Raw genomic sequence first — 16039 nt, 5'->3', positions numbered from 1 at the left:
AAAAAGCACCCTATTGGATGCTTTTGAAAGGGTTTTATTCGGCTTTTTGGAGAATGAGTGATTTGTAATCCGAAGGGAGACAACCAAACTGCTGCTGAAAGGATTTCTTGAAGTGTTTGTAATCATTAAAGCCAACTTCATAGGCAACCTGACTGAGTTTGTAGTCTGTTTGCAAAATCAATTGAGCCGCTTTTTTCAATTTGACAGAGCGAATGAATGCAGTAATAGATAGGCCTGTGAGGGATTTTATTTTTCTAAAGAGAGTAGACTGACTCATGCAGAGTTCATCTACCATGGTTTCAATTCCAAACTCCTCATTGAGTAAATTGGCATTAACCAAAGAAATGGCTTTTTCAATAAACTGCGCATCCAAATCATGCTCCACAACTTCTTTGGAATCCGGTTCAAAGCGAACTTTATTTAAAAAGTATTCCCGAAGTTTTTTCCTGTTTTCCAGAATATTCTTAACCCGAGTTTTGACTATACCGGGATTAAATGGCTTGGTAATGTAATCCTCTGCACCTGTCTGCAAGCCATCCATTTCGTAAGCAATGGATGTCCGGGCTGTCAATAGGATTACTGGAATATGGGAAATATTGATTTGATTTTTGATTTCATGACAGAGTTTGATCCCGTCCATTTTAGGCATCATCACATCTGAAATCACCAAGTCTGGCATTTCCTTCTGAATCATAGCCAAAGCCTGCTCCCCATCTTCAGCTTCCCAAATATGGTATTCCTCACTCAGAAGGGATCGCAGATAGACCCGAATATCTTCATTGTCATCAGCAATGAGAATACTGATTTCTTTCCCTTCCTGATCAATCTTGAGAACATCTTTATGCTCGAAGTCCAAGTCTAATACCTTCTCTGTAGCAATTTTAGAATCAGGAGCCTCTTCCTTAATTTCAGAAAGATCTACATTGAGTGGTAAGGAGAAGAAAATACAAGTTCCGACTCCTGGCTCAGAATCCAAGTCGATTTTTCCATGATGCAGATCCACAATATTTTTGGAAAATGCCAATCCAATCCCACTTCCGACCAGATTAGAGGTCTCTGCATTCTGAACTTGATAAAATCTATCAAATACCAGTTTAGACTCCTGATAACTCATGCCGATTCCATTATCTCTGACACTTACTTTGATTGAATCAGAATTTTTGGTCAACTCCAAACTAATCTCTCCACCATCTTTGGTGTACTTAAAGGCATTCGAAAGGAGGTTACAAAGGACAATTTCCATTTGAGATCTATCGAAATCCAAATTCAACTGATCCAAATCGCTTTCAAAATGGTAATTAATTTGCTTTTTGATGGCAAGGCTTTTAAAGCTGAGATACACCTCTTTTGCAAAATCTACAAAATCTGACCTGGTTGGATTCAATTTTAAAAGACCATGTTCGGATTTTCTAAAGTCCAGTAATTGATTGATCAAACCCAGCATTCGCTTTCCGTTTGACTCTACCAAGAGCAGTTTTTCTTTTACCGTTTCTTTCAATTCGAAATTGCTGAGAAGCTCTGTAATCGGACTCAGGATCAATGTTAAGGGGGTGCGGAATTCATGGGAAATATTGGTGAAAAAGGTAATCTTAGCTTCGCTTAATTCATGCTCCTTTTCTTTTTCAATTTGGATGATGCGAAGCTCAGCTTCCAATCTAGCCTGCCTTGCTGATACATAACGAATCAAAAACAATATTCCGACAGTAAGTAGAAAATACCCTAGAAATGCCCACCAAGTCAGCCAGGGAGGAGTGTCGATTTGAATGAATAAACTCCTTTCCGGACTCCAGTCCTGATTATTTCTACTGGCTCTGAGCAATAATTCATAATCACCCCATCTTAATCCGGTAAAACTGATTTGATTATTGGCTCCAAGATTCACCCATTCATCCTGAAGTCCTTTCAGTTTGTAGGAGTAAAAAATATTATCTGCTCCTAAATAGTCATTCACGGTAAACATCAGTGAAAGGTGATTTTGACTGTAATCCAATTCAATTGACTCCGTGTTTTCTATAGAGTTTTCCAAAATGATCTTCCCATCCACTTCATCACCCACATTCAAAGTTTTGTTGTTGACAATGAGCTTGGTTAACACTACTTCGGGAACCTCTATACTTTCAGATATTTTAGATGGGTCAAATGAAATCAAACCATTAGAGCCTCCGAAATACAAAAGCCCATTTGCATCTTGAAAAGAAGATCCGATGTGAAATGAATTAATCATCACCCCATCTTCTCTGTCATAGTTGATAAAGGATTTTTGAGCTGGATTATATTTCGTCAATGAAGTAGTGGTGGAAATCCAGAGATTTCCGGATCTATCTTCTTCCAAGGCACAGATAAAATCATTGGTAAGACCTGATTTCCTGTCAAATGAATGTACTAAATCCAGCAACTGACCTTCTTTCTTTAAAATGATCAGTCCTTTCGGTGTACCCAAATAAATTAGATTGTCTTGCAGGTATAAATCATTGATGATACTGGGTGAAAGGGAGGAGCTCAGCAATTTATCTTGCGGAAGGAAGTTCCCGCTTTTCTCATCATACTTATTGATCCCGGAATAAGTCCCTATCCAAATCTCCCCGTTTTTGGATTCTTTGATCTGGCTTATTCTATTGTTGGACAAAGGATGTTCAGCATTGGTTTCAGAAAAAACAATCCATTTTTCAGCATCCAGTTTTTTGGTTGAATGAATCATTTTCAATCCCAACTGCTGAGTACCCAACCACAGCCTATCTTTCGTATCAACAAGGATTGCGGTGATTTTTTGATTTTCGAAGTGCCTCTCAGGTTGCGCAAAATTTCTATTCCTGAAAATATATAGCCCCTGACCTGTTCCAACATATATATCATTTCCTTTTTCAAAGAAACAGTTGATTCGGCTGGGAAGGACTTGACTCAATCTTGAAAAGTTCGACTTCCCTTGATTGGAAAAGACACCTTCTGTCAAAGTCCCTTTATATAAAAAACCCTTACTGTCCTTATAAAATGCAGTGATATTATGGTCCGGGATATTCTCCAAAGCCACATTTCTTGAGATTTCGAATCCTTTATTCGGATACAAAATCAGGACTCCACCATGAGATGTACCCAACCAAGCTATCCCATTTTCATCTATATCAATACTTACGATGATGGAGTAATTAATATTATCAAAACCTGCACCCTGAGGATTTGTATTGATTTTTCTGAAATTCTTGGCATCCTGATCACTTATAAAAAGCCCGTCCCCCCAACTTCCTATCCATATTCTATTTTTTTGATCTATGGCCAAACTTTTAACATAAGTAGCTTGAATGGGCAGAAGCTCCTCGCTAAGACTTTGGAGTTCGTAATCAAAACTTGCCAAGAAAACATTTTTTCCTTTATTGCCCACCAGCCAAATCTTATTACGCTTGACGTCCTCAGTTAAATTGAAATAAATGTTTTTGGTTTGAAACCTGATTCTTCGACTTTCTGAAGGATCAAATTTGTTAAGTTCCTTTCCTGCTATAAACCAGATATTATCATATTTATCTCGGATAACATTGTAGATAGGCTGGTCGGTAGCAAAGTGCTGGATAAGTTTTTCATTTAAAGGGTCCAATACAAATAGGCCACTACTCCAGGTACCCGCCCAGATGTAGCCGTTCCCATCTTGCTGAATTGAGATCACCCGGAGTTTTTTAGTGGTCAGGGATGAAAAAACATGATTCATATTTCGAATCGTATTTTTCTTGGAATCCATTACAGAAAGGCCACCTTCTTTGGTGCCAATCCAAATTTTATTGGCCCCATCTTTAAAAAGTATTTCTATGTTTTCATTTTCCAGTCCGGGATATTCCTCTCCAGGTCTAAAATCAGTGAAGTTGTATCCGTCAAACTTGGAAATCCCTCCCTCGGTCGCGAAAAATTTCAAATTGTTTTCATCTGATACAACCTTGGTGACAAAGTTGCTCAGTAATCCCCTCCGGACATTCAACACATCAATCGAAAACTCCTCTTGGGAAGGCTCAATCTGCATTGCAAAAGTTTGATGCAGCATCATTGAAGCCACTAGTAACAGCAGTAGTGGTCTCATTTATTTTGGGTTTGTTAAAGCAATTTATTCTTTTTGATTTAAAATCCTTTGCTAATATCATTCTGATAAGCTTTAGGTTTTAATGAAAAGAATTAGCACAAATTAGCTTGATCTTTAAGGAAAGCTGGGGTGAAATTGAGCAAGCGGGGGTATAAATCGTTCAAATACTATCTAAATGTGGCGGGCGGTTTAGGCTTATTATTCAATCTTTTATAGTTTCATTATATACTCTAAAAACTATGTGCAAGAAATTATCCTTTTGGCTTTTTCTATTTCTAATTAATTTATTAGCATCTGCTCAATCTAAGAGACCCAATGTTATTTTTATTTTGGCAGATGACATGGGTTATGGAGACTTGGGAATCACAGGTCAGGAAAAATTCCAAACTCCCAATATTGACCAATTGGCAAAGGATGGAATCCTATTTACCCAACATTATGCTGGATCTACTGTCTGCGCTCCCAGTCGTTCAGCTTTTTTGACAGGACTACATACTGGTCATACTCCAATCCGTGGCAATAAAGAAATGCAGCCTGAAGGACAATATCCACTTCCGGATTCCTTGATGACCATTCCCAAACTTTTCAAACAAGCAGGTTATACCACGGCTGCATTCGGCAAATGGGGATTAGGCTTTCCTGAGAGCAGTGGCTCACCCGAAAACCAAGGGATCGATGAGTTTTTCGGATACAACTGTCAGCGATTGGCTCATCGCTATTATCCAGAATACTTGTGGAAAAACGGGGAGAAGCTATTTCTGGAAGGCAATGATTGGACGGAGAAAAACACCTATGCTCCAGATCTGATCCATCAAGAGGCATTGAATTTCATCAAGAAGCAAGATTCTGGTAAACCCTTCTTTTTATATATCCCTTTGATCATTCCTCATGCAGAACTGGCAGCTTCCTCTGATGCAAGAGTTGAAAAATACCATCAGAAATTTGGACCTGAAAAAGCCCATATAGCTGGTAAAGGAGGGGATTACGGCCCTGAAATGAATTTAGGTGGCTATCAGTCCAATCCATACCCCAGAGCAACATTTACCGCAATGATGGAGGAAATGGATTTGCAAATAGGAGAAATCGTACAGTTACTGAAAGAGCGTGGACTGGATGAAAATACGCTGATCATTTTCACAACAGACAACGGGCCTCATTTGGAAGGAGGGCATGATCCGGAATTTTTTAATAGCAATGGCCCATTCAGGGGATTCAAAAGAGACCTTAATGAAGGAGGAATTCGAGTTCCCTTAATTATGAGATGGCCTTCTGTGATTTCGGGAGGGAGAGTCAGTGAGCATGCTTCAGCATTTTGGGATTTTTTACCCACCTTTTCAGCAATGCTGGGAATTCAGTTGGATCAGGAAACAGATGGTGTGTCAATGTTCCCTACACTCATCAATCAGGGAAAACAGAATACACATGAGTATTTGTATTGGGAATTTATCGAACAGGGAGGCAAACAGGCGATTCGAAAAGGAAATTGGAAGGGAGTTAGAACAGGTCTGCAGAAAAATCCAGATGCAGCATTGGAGTTATATGATTTGGAAACTGACCCAGAGGAGAAATACAATCTGGCTGAAAAATATCCAGAAATTGTCAGAGAGTTGATGCAAGATTTGAGTCAGGCAAGAACAATCAATCCTGTCTTTCAACTTTTCCCAGGAGAAAAGTGATTTAATAAGTTGTATAAATTCTGTTCCATCAAGAGATTTTCCGATTTTTGGAATGCTTATCTTGCGGAAAATTTTAGAAGAATAGCTTATGATGTTTGATAGTCCCGACTATCCCTGTGCATTGGATGAACAACTTTTTAATACCTGGATGGAAAAAGGAAGGGAGAGTATGATTTCTTATTCTTACTTGCTGGTTTTTTGGGATGAAATGGATGAAAAATACCTTCCCATTTATGCAGAGAAAAGAGGCGAAATCAATAATTATGAGCGATATGGAGAATCTCCCGGCAGACAATTATTAGTTGCTGCCTATGACCTACATTCAGAGTCAAGGGTAGCTTGATTTTTTAAAGAAATACTTAATAAAAGAAATACGGTAGAAATAAAAGAAATACGCCTGCGGCGAAATAATTTAAAGATCCCTAAAAGATAATTTTTAAGATATGCCTTCGGCGAGATATTTTAGAGAAATATGGTGGAAATAATTGGAAAAAGGCCTGGGGGAAATAACCTCCCAATCTAAGCTCCAAAGGAGCGTAATTTATTAGCCCTGGGTGAAGCCCAGGGGTATTAATGCGAACCATAATCATCCCAGCGCTGGCCCAAGAATTCCATTGAAAAAAAAAATCACAGTGCCAGCAAGATTGGGAAGAAATTCAGTAGAAATAAAAGAAATACACCTGCGGCGAGATACGAGACAAATCCCCCTTTGGAAACGTAAATTCAATATAGGACGACTTCATTGATCAAAGGGGGTTAGGGGGATTTTTGGATGAAATACAATAGAAATAAAAGAAATACGCCTGCGGCGAAATATTCCCATCCTTCTTAAATATTTCATCGGATTGAAAATCCTATAATAGGGATTCGGGATTACAAATCCCGAATAGCTGATAGCTGGGAATTAAACAATATAATCACTTCACTTATAATTGAATACTTTTCAAGATTTTGGAAGCTGTTTGCCGGGTTAAGCCTGTCAAATCCGCAATATCCTGAATAGAAATCACTTGAATCGCTTTGACTTTTCTCCCCTGACCGATGACAATCTCTTGACTATAATATTTACAAATCCTATTGACTCTCTCCTCTGGGCTTAAACTTCTGATTGCAAATAATCTTTCCTCAGCGCGGCACCATCTTTTTACAACTTGTTTATTAAACCAATCGGAAACTTCGGGTTCGTGAACTATCAAATACTTGAAATAATCTGAATCAAATTTCCTCAGATAAACTGGCGTCAATACTTTGGCAAACTCTGAAAACTGTCCATCCAGATATCTCAAATTCCCAAAAAATTCTCCTTCTTTCAATACATCGTAACAAACCTCTCTTCCATCCTCCGAGTACCCTCCAATTTTCACCAAGCCACTTTTTATTTGGTAAATCGGTGTAATCTTTTCAGGAGGTCGATAGAGGCTTATGCCCTTTTCCACAAAAAGTTCTTCCATAAATCGGGCAGAAAAATCTGCGTCCTTTTCTGCCAAAAAATCAAATGGGCCAAAATCCTTTCCTTCCGCAATCATATGTTGAAGTTGGAGGAATTTTAGCCCATTTTCAATGCCTTCTAAAGAATATAATATTGGATTAACGTCAACTTCACATTGACAATGGAAGACGTAAATTTTGTGTTAAAAACAAGGAATCTTCTCTTCCCCTCACCTCCAAAGTGACATTCACTTCCTTTTCTTTCCAGTCCAGATTAATAATGCCAAAATTTAATTTTGCAATCATTTCTCCTACCCGGTAGCGATTGGGTTCTTCTCTATATTCTCTCCATGTATGGGTTAGCCCACTAGAGGTAACTTCATAAATAGGATGCTCAATCCCCTCCAATTCAATCTGTGAAATTTCAGCGATGTGGCGATCTCCACTTAATAAAATCGCTCCCTGAACCCGGTGTTTTTTTAGCATGTTCAGCAATCTTTCTCTTTCATATGGAAAATTAGCCCACTTTTCGAATTGGTGATCTCTTGGAAGCATTTGGATCCCCGAACCAATCAGGGTTACCTGAGCCTGATTTTCCTTAAGCTCATTTTCCAACCAAGCCCACTGCTCTTCTCCCAATACAGTGCCGGATTCATTTGGTAAATACACCCGGTCTTCCATTATTAGGCTGTCTCTAAAATAACGAGCATCCAGCAGGATTACCTTCACTTGCTTGCCTTTCGGCCCGTAAGTGAAGGAATTATAAGCACCCTCTCTATTCCAGGCCGGATTGCTTTTTGGTAAGTCCAAAAATTCAAACATCAAATCCCTGCTTTCCTTTTTATGGGGATATTCCGTTCCTGCATCATTTCTTCCAAAATCATGATCATCCCAAATTCCTATTATCGGACTTTGAGCTTTTAGCCTTTGGTAACCTGGATTGCTATTTTGAAGCTCATATTTTGCCTTCAATACCTGCATCGAATCTGTATCCCCATAAATATTATCTCCCAACCAAATAAACAAGTCAGGTTGATGAGAAATGATAGGATCCCAAAGGGGCTGATCTCTATCCTGTCTATTGCAAGAGCCAAATGCAATGGTAGTAAGGGGCTCTTCCTGAAATTCGGCAACGACATTTTCTTTTTTTGTCTCGCAAGCAAAAAGGAGAACTGGGAGCAAAATCGCTCCCGTGATTCTTAATTGTATTTTGTTCATCATCAAATTTTAAAATGAATATCTAAGTCCTACTTGTACCCTCCACGGAGTACCATTGATCGGTTGAGTTCCTACTCCACTTTCCACATTGTAAATGTAGTTTTGTGTAGCTTGATCAAAACCCTGTATTCTCAATAAATTTCTTGATCTACTAAGATTATTATCTACTCCCCATTCCCTATTAAGCATATTAGCAAAGTTGAAAATATCCGCCGAGAGCTCCAGTCTTTGCTGATTGATAATTTTAATTTGTTTTAATATCCTCAAATCCAAAGTTGCAGCGAAGGGGTTTTCCCCACCATTTCTTTCGGCAACTTTCCCAAAAGACTCTCTTAAATATTTTTTGGTAGATTCTGAGGTATTGGGATCTTCCAAGATTCCATTTATCCCTTGCCTGATATTTTCAGGAGTCGAAGGATCATTAGGGTCAAAAACATAGGCAAGTGCATTATTCAGTGGAAAATCACCCTGCAAACTCCCATTGGTTACCAGGAAACTATATCTAGTCCCTCCAATTCCAATCAAAGAAGCACCAAATACAAAGCCTTTCCAGGTTGGGGAAGCAGCATTGATCACAAGCTTATCTTTGAAGTGATAATCAGAATAGGCCCAATTCAAAGCCCTCGAATCATCTACTACAGGCAAGAAAGTGGAGGTATTTGCCACGCAACAATTGTAGGATGAATTATCTCTTGCTTGATTGAAAGTATAGCTAGCATTCAGGTAACCATCTTTCCCTATTCGTGTACCTAAATCAAGTACAAGGGCATATTGGTAAGCTAAGCCATCTGAATTAAGCTCCAATACCCGACCTAGGTTTTCACTTTTTCTGGAATTCAACCAATCAGTTTGACCCCGGTTAGTTATGGTATTCGCCGGTACAAAAACTCCCCTATTGGCTTCATAGGAAAGTCGGAAATAGGGCTCATCTACCAAATTTCTTTCTAAGTACACATAGTTATTGAAAGTTCTGGTATAAAGTAAATTTAAACCTACCCGTACCCTATCATTCAAATATTTATTGTAATTCAAGTTAGCCTTGAATGTACTAGGCACTTGAAAGTCAGAAGCAACAGCATTGATAGTGGAAATAGTCTGGGCTCCTTCTGGTACTCCCGGTACTGTTGAAGGATCATTTCTATAGCTATTGAAATCGGGAGTAGGAACCAAATCTCCTGTTACGTCTACAGCTGCTAGCATTACTCCTGAGTTTTGAATGTTGTTTACCTGCGCATAATAATGGGGTTGAGCAGAGAAAAGACCAGCTCCAAATTTCAGGATATCCTTATTTTTCCCGCCTACATTCCAAGTCATTTGCAACCTAGGTTGTATATTATTCCAATCTGCTGGTTTTACTGAGGAATCTATACCCAATTCATTTTCTAAAGTAGGATTATAAGCTGCTCCATTCATAAAGGCAGTCACGTCATAACGAATCCCAAAAACCGTTTGGACATTTTTAAAAGCTTCAAACTCCACCTGAGCAAATGCTGATAAATCCAATACTGTTTGCTTGACAATTGGCAAACCTTTAAGTGGTACTTCTCTCGCAAAACGACTTGGCTTCATATTTTCCAGGTCCTGTAGATTATCAAAGAAAAATCTCCCATTCTGCTCATTTGAAAGTAGGGTTTCCAGATAGGTAAACATGTTATCGGTTCCAAAAGTCAATTGGTATTTTCCTTTGGTCATGTAGGTAGTATTTACCAAGTGAAGCTGGTTTTCCAGGTTGGTTTCCGGGATGAATCGTTGCCCCCCAAATTGAAAGGTTCGGGTTTGAGTAGCATTAGGATTAGACTCTGTTGGGAATGGAGAGGTAATTCTTACAATACCTCTAGGAATATTACTTACAGGTAATTGAGCATTTGGGAAAAACGCTCTTTCTGCATGTTGATATTGGAGTTTTAATTCATTGGTTGTAGTTGGATTTACAACCGATCTTAAGGAGGCCAAAAATGAATTTTCCCTTGACTCAAAATCTCCATAAACCTCAGCTATATTGATATTTGAGTTGTCACTCACACTCAAAGGATTTTTCCAGTCTGTATAATTATTCCTAATGGTTAATTTATTTCTGTCATTGAGTTGCCAATCAACTCTTGCAAAAATGGTATTAGCTACTGTTTTTCTTCCAAACTCTCCTACCTGCTGTAAGTCTGAAACTCCATAAAGTCTTCTGACAATATCCAGTGCTTTCTGAAGTGTATCCCTGGTTACTCCCAGTCTTCTTTCATCATCTGCAGAATTAATGTCAGTAATGAATACAGGTTCTCCAGCATCTTGCCTATCAAAGGTCACGAAGAAATGAGCTTTGTTTTTGATAATGGGCCCTCCTAAACTAAACCCCCATTGCGAATTGTAGAAATCCTGTTCTCTATCATTCCCTCTGATATCAAATTGACTCGCCAAGCGGTCATTTCTATGGTAAAGAAATGCAGAACCTGAGAGCTCATTGGTACCTGCTTTCGTCACCGCATTCAGGGCACCACCAGCCTGCCTTCCCTGGGTAACATCGTAGCTATTAGTCACAACCTCAAATTCGCGGATTGCCTCTATCGAAACGGTATAGGGGCCTCTCCCTATTTCCCCATTGGTTAATTGATTTCTGGCATTTACTCCGTCCACAGTGATATTGGTTCCTGTGGATCTTTGACCTGCCAAATTATTATTTCCACCACCTTGAAGGGGAGATAAAGCAGTCAGGTTTGTGAAGTTTCTTCCCTCAGTTGGAAGGTTTTTGATCTGAGTTGAATTGATGGAGGTAATTCCTCCCAGTTTTTCAATCTCATTATCCAGATTATTACCGGAAACTATCACTTCTGAAAGCTCCGTGGACCCCATATCAAGTTTAAAATCCAAATTGATTCTATCGCCTTGATTTAGTTCATATCCTGTTCTGGATTTAGTATTGTATCCAATGAAGCTTACGGTCACTGTGTATGGTTTGCCCAATGGTAGTTGCTGAAAATTAAATGCTCCCGACTCTGTAGTAATGGAATAAGCCTTGAAACCCGTTGATTGATTTTCAACCTGCACCGTAGCACCAATTAAAGGTAGCCCCTGATCGTCCTTGACGACACCTGTGATAGACGCGTTGGTGGCCTGAGCCCACACTTGCCAAGTAAAAGCAAGGAGAAAAAAGGTGGATAAAAGTCCTTTTATCCAATTCTTGCTGGTAAAATTTTGAATCATCATTCTGATAGTTTTGTGAATTGATTTCCAAAACTAGATCAGAGTTGTCCCTTGAAATTGTTAAAAATTAACATAGGGAATAAGCTTAACTAACTGATAATAAGAAAGGAAAAAATTAAAATTGACTTAACAAAATGGATATAGGAAGGTAATAAAATGATAATGGTTGAAGATAAATACAGAGGGAATATCTTCTAGAGAAATACAGTAGAAATAAATAAAAATATGCCTGCGGCGAAATATTTGAAAGATACCTTAAAGATAATTTTTAAGATATGCCTGCGGCGAGATATTTTAGAGAAATATGGTAGAAATAAATTGAAATACGCCTGCGGCGAAATAACCTCCCAATCTAAGCTCCAAAGGAGCGTAATTTATTAGCCCTGGGTGAAGCCCAGGGGTATTAATGCGAACCATAATCATCCTAGCGCTGGCCCAAGGATTCCATTGGAAAAAAAAATCACCGTGCCAGCAAGATTGGGAAGAAATTCAGTAGAAATAAAAGAAATACACCTGCGGCGAGATACGAGACTAATCCCCCTTTGGAAACGTAAATTCAGTATAGGACGACTTCGTTGAATAAAGGGGGTATGGGGGATTTTGGACGAAATACAATTGAAATAAAGAAATACGCCTTCGGCGAAATATTCTCAAGCATGAGGTTGTCGGAAAGATATTTTTATGATATAATTAAGATATGCCTTCGGCGAGATATTTAAGAGAAATACAGTAGAAATAAAAGAAATACGCCTGCGGCGAGATATTCCCAAACCTGAGGTTGTCGGAAAGATATTTTTTAAGATATAATCAAGATAGGCCTGCGGCGAGATATTTTAGAGAAATATGGTAGAAATAAATTGAAATACGCCTGCGGCGAAATATTCCCAAACCTGAGGTTGTCGGAAAGATATTTTTTAAGATATGCCTTCGGCAACAAATTTATCCCGTAGGGATTTCAGCTCGGTAGCAAAATAGAGCACAAAACCATCTCCATGCCGTAAGTATGGCACTATAGAGAAACACAGTTGAAATAAAAGAAATACGCCTGCGGCGAAATATTTGAAAGAAACCAAAAAGATAATATTTAAGATATAATTAAGATAAGCCTTCGGTGAGATATATTAGAGAAATATGGTAGAAATAAATTGAAATACGCCTGCGGCGAAATAACCTCCCAATCTAAGCTCCAAAGGAGCGACAATATATTAGCCCCGCCTGTGTCGGACAGGCCCGAGTGCAACTCGGGGTAAAAATAAAACGCAACCACCCCAGCGCTGGCGCAGGAATTCCATTGGAAAAAAAATCACCGTGCCAGCAAGATTGGGATGAAATACAATAGAAATAAAAGAAATAAGCCTTCAGCGAAATAATTAAAAGATACCTAAAAGATATTTTTTAAGACATGCCTTCGGCTAGATATTTATCCCGTAGGGATTTCAGCTCGGTAGCAAAATTGAGCACTACCCTATCTCCATGCCGTAGGTATGGCACTCTAGAGAAACACAGTTGAAATAAAGAAATACACCTGCGGCGAAATATCCCCATCCTACTTAAAAATTTTTTTTCGGATTGAAAATCCTGCTATAGGGATTCGGGATTGCAAATCCCGAATAGCGAAAACCCTTTGAGGGTAGCACCGCATACCGTTCTTCCCACTCTTCTACCATTTGGGAAATTACAGACAACAAAATCATTTCTACGGGGTTAAAAAATATGTACAAATGAATTTCATTTATATCAAACCCATAAAACATTTTTAAAATGACTGAACAAAGCAAATGCCCCTTTTCTGGAGGCAGAAATCAAATCAAAAGCGATAGAATAGGCGGTGGAATCGGCACCAAGCCTATGAATGCTGACTGGTGGCCAAAGCGCCTTCCGGTTGAGTTGCTTCACAGCCCATCATCCAAAGCAAATCCTTATGGTCCTGACTTTGACTATCCATCGGAGTTCGCTTCTCTGGATTTGGCTGCTGTCAAAAAAGATATCACAGAAATGCTGACCACTTCCCATGATTTTTGGCCAGCTGATTATGGCAACTACGGTCCCCAGATGGTTCGTATGGCTTGGCACGCTGCCGGAACTTACAGAGTTGCAGATGGTCGAGGAGGTTCTGGCGAAGGCTTGATCCGTTTTGCTCCTCTCAATTCTTGGGAAGACAATGGAAACATCGATAAGTCTATCCGACTTTTAGAACCCATCAAACAGAAATACGGCAGAAAATTATCTTGGGCGGATTTAATCATTCTAACGGGTAACTGCGCTTTGGAGCAAATGGGATTCAAAACCTTCGGATTCGGAGGAGGAAGACTGGACTCTTGGGAAGGTGATGATAGCACATACTGGGGTCCGGAAACAGAAATGGCCACCCAAGACAAGCGCTGGACAGGAAAGCCAGGTACTGAAGATTATGATTTGGAAAATCCATTAGGAGCATCCAGACAATCCCTAATCTATGTGCATCCAGAAGGACCTTTTGGAAATATGGATCCTATTTCAGCAGCACAGGAGATTCGAATTACTTTCTCCAGAATGGCGATGAATGATGAGGAAACAGTTGCCTTGATCGCAGGGGGACATGCCTTCGGAAAAAGCCATGGCGCTTCTCCAAAATCCCATTTGGGACCTGAACCTAATGCTGCCGAATTAGAGCATCAGGGTTTGGGCTGGATCAACAGCAATGGAACAGGAAATGCTCAGTATACCACCACCAACGGAATTGAAGGAGCTTGGACCTCCAACCCTACCCGATGGGATAATGAATATTTAGAAAACCTATTCAAATATGAGTGGGAACAAACTGTCAGCCCTGCAGGTGGAAAGGCCTGGAAACCAAAAGGTGGAGCTGCTGCAGATGCTGTTCCTGATGCACATTTGGATGGAGTACGTCATCCATTGATGATGATGACCACGGATATTGCTTTGATCACTGATCCGGAATACCGAAAAATATGTGAGCGATTTGTAGAAGATTCCACTTTGCTGGATGATGCTTTTGCCCGTGCTTGGTACAAGTTAACTCACAGAGATATGGGTCCAAAAAATCGCTTGATCGGACCAGAGGTTCCAAAAGAGGAATTGATTTGGCAAGACCCTGTTCCAGCATTGGATCATGAAGTAGTAAATGAGCAGGATATCGTTCAACTGAAAAAGGACATTTTGGCCTCAGGTCAATCCATTTCCGCTTTGGTAAGTGCTGCTTGGGCTTCTGCTTCTACTTTCAGAAAAACTGATTTCAGAGGAGGTGCCAATGGAGCAAGAGTGCGTTTAGAGCCTATGAAAAATTGGGAAGTAAACAATCCTAAGCAATTGGCTTCAGTTTTAGAAACTTTGGGAAAAATTCAATCTGACTTTAATGGAAAGCAATCCGGAAATAAAAAGATTTCCATGGCCGACCTAATAGTATTGGCAGGTTGTGCAGCGGTAGAGAAAGCTGCCCATGATGCTGGAGTGAAGGTATCTGTTCCTTTTGTGCCAGGCAGAATGGATGCCAGTGCAGAGCAAACAGACGTTGATAATATCGCAGTATTGGAGCCAATGCTAGACGGATTCCGCAACTACAGAAAAGGTAAGTATTCTGTAGAAACAGAGCGTATGTTGATTGACAGAGCTCAATTATTGGATTTAACTGCTCCTGAGATGACAGCCTTGGTTGGAGGGTTGAGAGTATTAGGTGCCAATTACGATGGCTCCAAGCATGGAGTATTTACCGATAAGGTTGGAGTATTGAGCAATGATTTCTTCACCAACCTATTAGCGATAGACACCAAATGGACTCCGGCAGATGATGCGAAGGAAACCTTTGAAGGAAAGGACAAGGCGAGTGGCAAGACCAAGTGGACTGCAACCCGTGCTGATTTGGTATTTGGTTCCAATCCACAGTTGCGAACTCTATCTCTCGCCTACGCAGCATCTGACGGTCATGAATTATTTGTAAAGCAATTTGTAGATGCTTGGCATAAAGTCATGATGCTGGATAGATTCGAGTTGCAGCATGAACTGTACAAAAACTAATCGGGAGATAGGAGGCAGAAATCACTTCAAATTGTGATTTTTGAGCTTCCATATCTTTGAAAATTAAATCTTAATCTAAAGCAATCCTCCATTTTGGGGGATTGTTTTTTTATCAAAAAAAGTATAAAATTTACATTTATCTAAAAGATAGTTCATCAAAATCTTAAATTATAAAACCCGCAAAAAAGGAAGGTCATTGTTCACTTTATCTTGCTAGGATTAAGGAAGTTATTTCTCGAGATTTTGACACTTTTGATTAATATCATTTTTAAGTCTCAATTCGAAATCAACTCTGCCCAGTTTGGCCACATTGAATTATGTTGAAAACAAAATAATCGTAATTGATTTTGAAATTCTCCACCAAAAAAGTGGATAGGAAAATTTAAATCTAAATGCTCTACTTTTCAGTTGTTTCTCAATAATATGGATGCTTATCTTAAAAGAAATCCAA

7 protein-coding genes are annotated in these 16039 nt (G+C 39.4%); 3 read left to right on the top strand and 4 right to left on the bottom strand.

Annotation, left to right across the window (positions count from 1 at the left end):
* Positions 1-34 precede the first annotated feature (34 nt).
* Positions 35-4060, bottom strand: coding sequence for a two-component regulator propeller domain-containing protein (locus BM073_RS14315; RefSeq protein WP_091655017.1), 4026 nt, complete (start codon positions 4058-4060; stop codon positions 35-37).
* Positions 4061-4299: 239 nt separating this feature from the next.
* Between BM073_RS14315 and BM073_RS14310 the strand changes: the two genes are divergently transcribed.
* Both BM073_RS14310 and BM073_RS14305 read left to right on the top strand, forming a co-directional pair.
* Positions 4300-5736: an arylsulfatase gene (locus tag BM073_RS14310; RefSeq protein ID WP_091655016.1), complete on the top strand. Its 1437-nt coding sequence runs from the start codon at positions 4300-4302 to the stop codon at positions 5734-5736.
* Between the two features lie 88 nt (positions 5737-5824).
* Positions 5825-6079 (top strand): hypothetical protein, encoded by a 255-nt coding sequence (locus BM073_RS14305; RefSeq protein ID WP_317042668.1) that lies wholly within the window; start codon positions 5825-5827, stop codon positions 6077-6079.
* A gap of 583 nt (positions 6080-6662) precedes the next feature.
* Here BM073_RS14305 and BM073_RS14300 read toward each other — a convergent pair.
* From BM073_RS14300 to BM073_RS14290, 3 genes are all read right to left on the bottom strand, one after another.
* On the bottom strand, positions 6663-7262 hold the full coding sequence (locus tag BM073_RS14300; protein WP_091655014.1) for a Crp/Fnr family transcriptional regulator: 600 nt from the start codon (positions 7260-7262) through the stop codon (positions 6663-6665).
* Between the two features lie 73 nt (positions 7263-7335).
* On the bottom strand, positions 7336-8385 hold the full coding sequence (locus BM073_RS14295) for an alkaline phosphatase D family protein (protein ID WP_245756432.1): 1050 nt from the start codon (positions 8383-8385) through the stop codon (positions 7336-7338).
* Between the two features lie 6 nt (positions 8386-8391).
* Positions 8392-11577 carry a TonB-dependent receptor gene (locus tag BM073_RS14290; protein WP_245756431.1) on the bottom strand — a complete coding sequence of 1062 codons (3186 nt, stop codon included), beginning with the start codon at positions 11575-11577 and terminating at the stop codon, positions 8392-8394.
* 1758 nt (positions 11578-13335) lie between these two features.
* On the opposite strand from BM073_RS14290, the gene katG reads away from it, so the two are divergent.
* On the top strand, positions 13336-15588 hold the full coding sequence (gene katG, locus BM073_RS14280; protein WP_091655012.1) for a catalase/peroxidase HPI: 2253 nt from the start codon (positions 13336-13338) through the stop codon (positions 15586-15588).
* Positions 15589-16039: the final 451 nt, after the last annotated feature.

The sequence above is a fragment of the Algoriphagus ornithinivorans genome (genome assembly GCF_900115305.1).
Taxonomy (GTDB): domain Bacteria; phylum Bacteroidota; class Bacteroidia; order Cytophagales; family Cyclobacteriaceae; genus Algoriphagus; species Algoriphagus ornithinivorans.
This window is presented reverse-complemented; position numbering and strand designations above follow the sequence as displayed.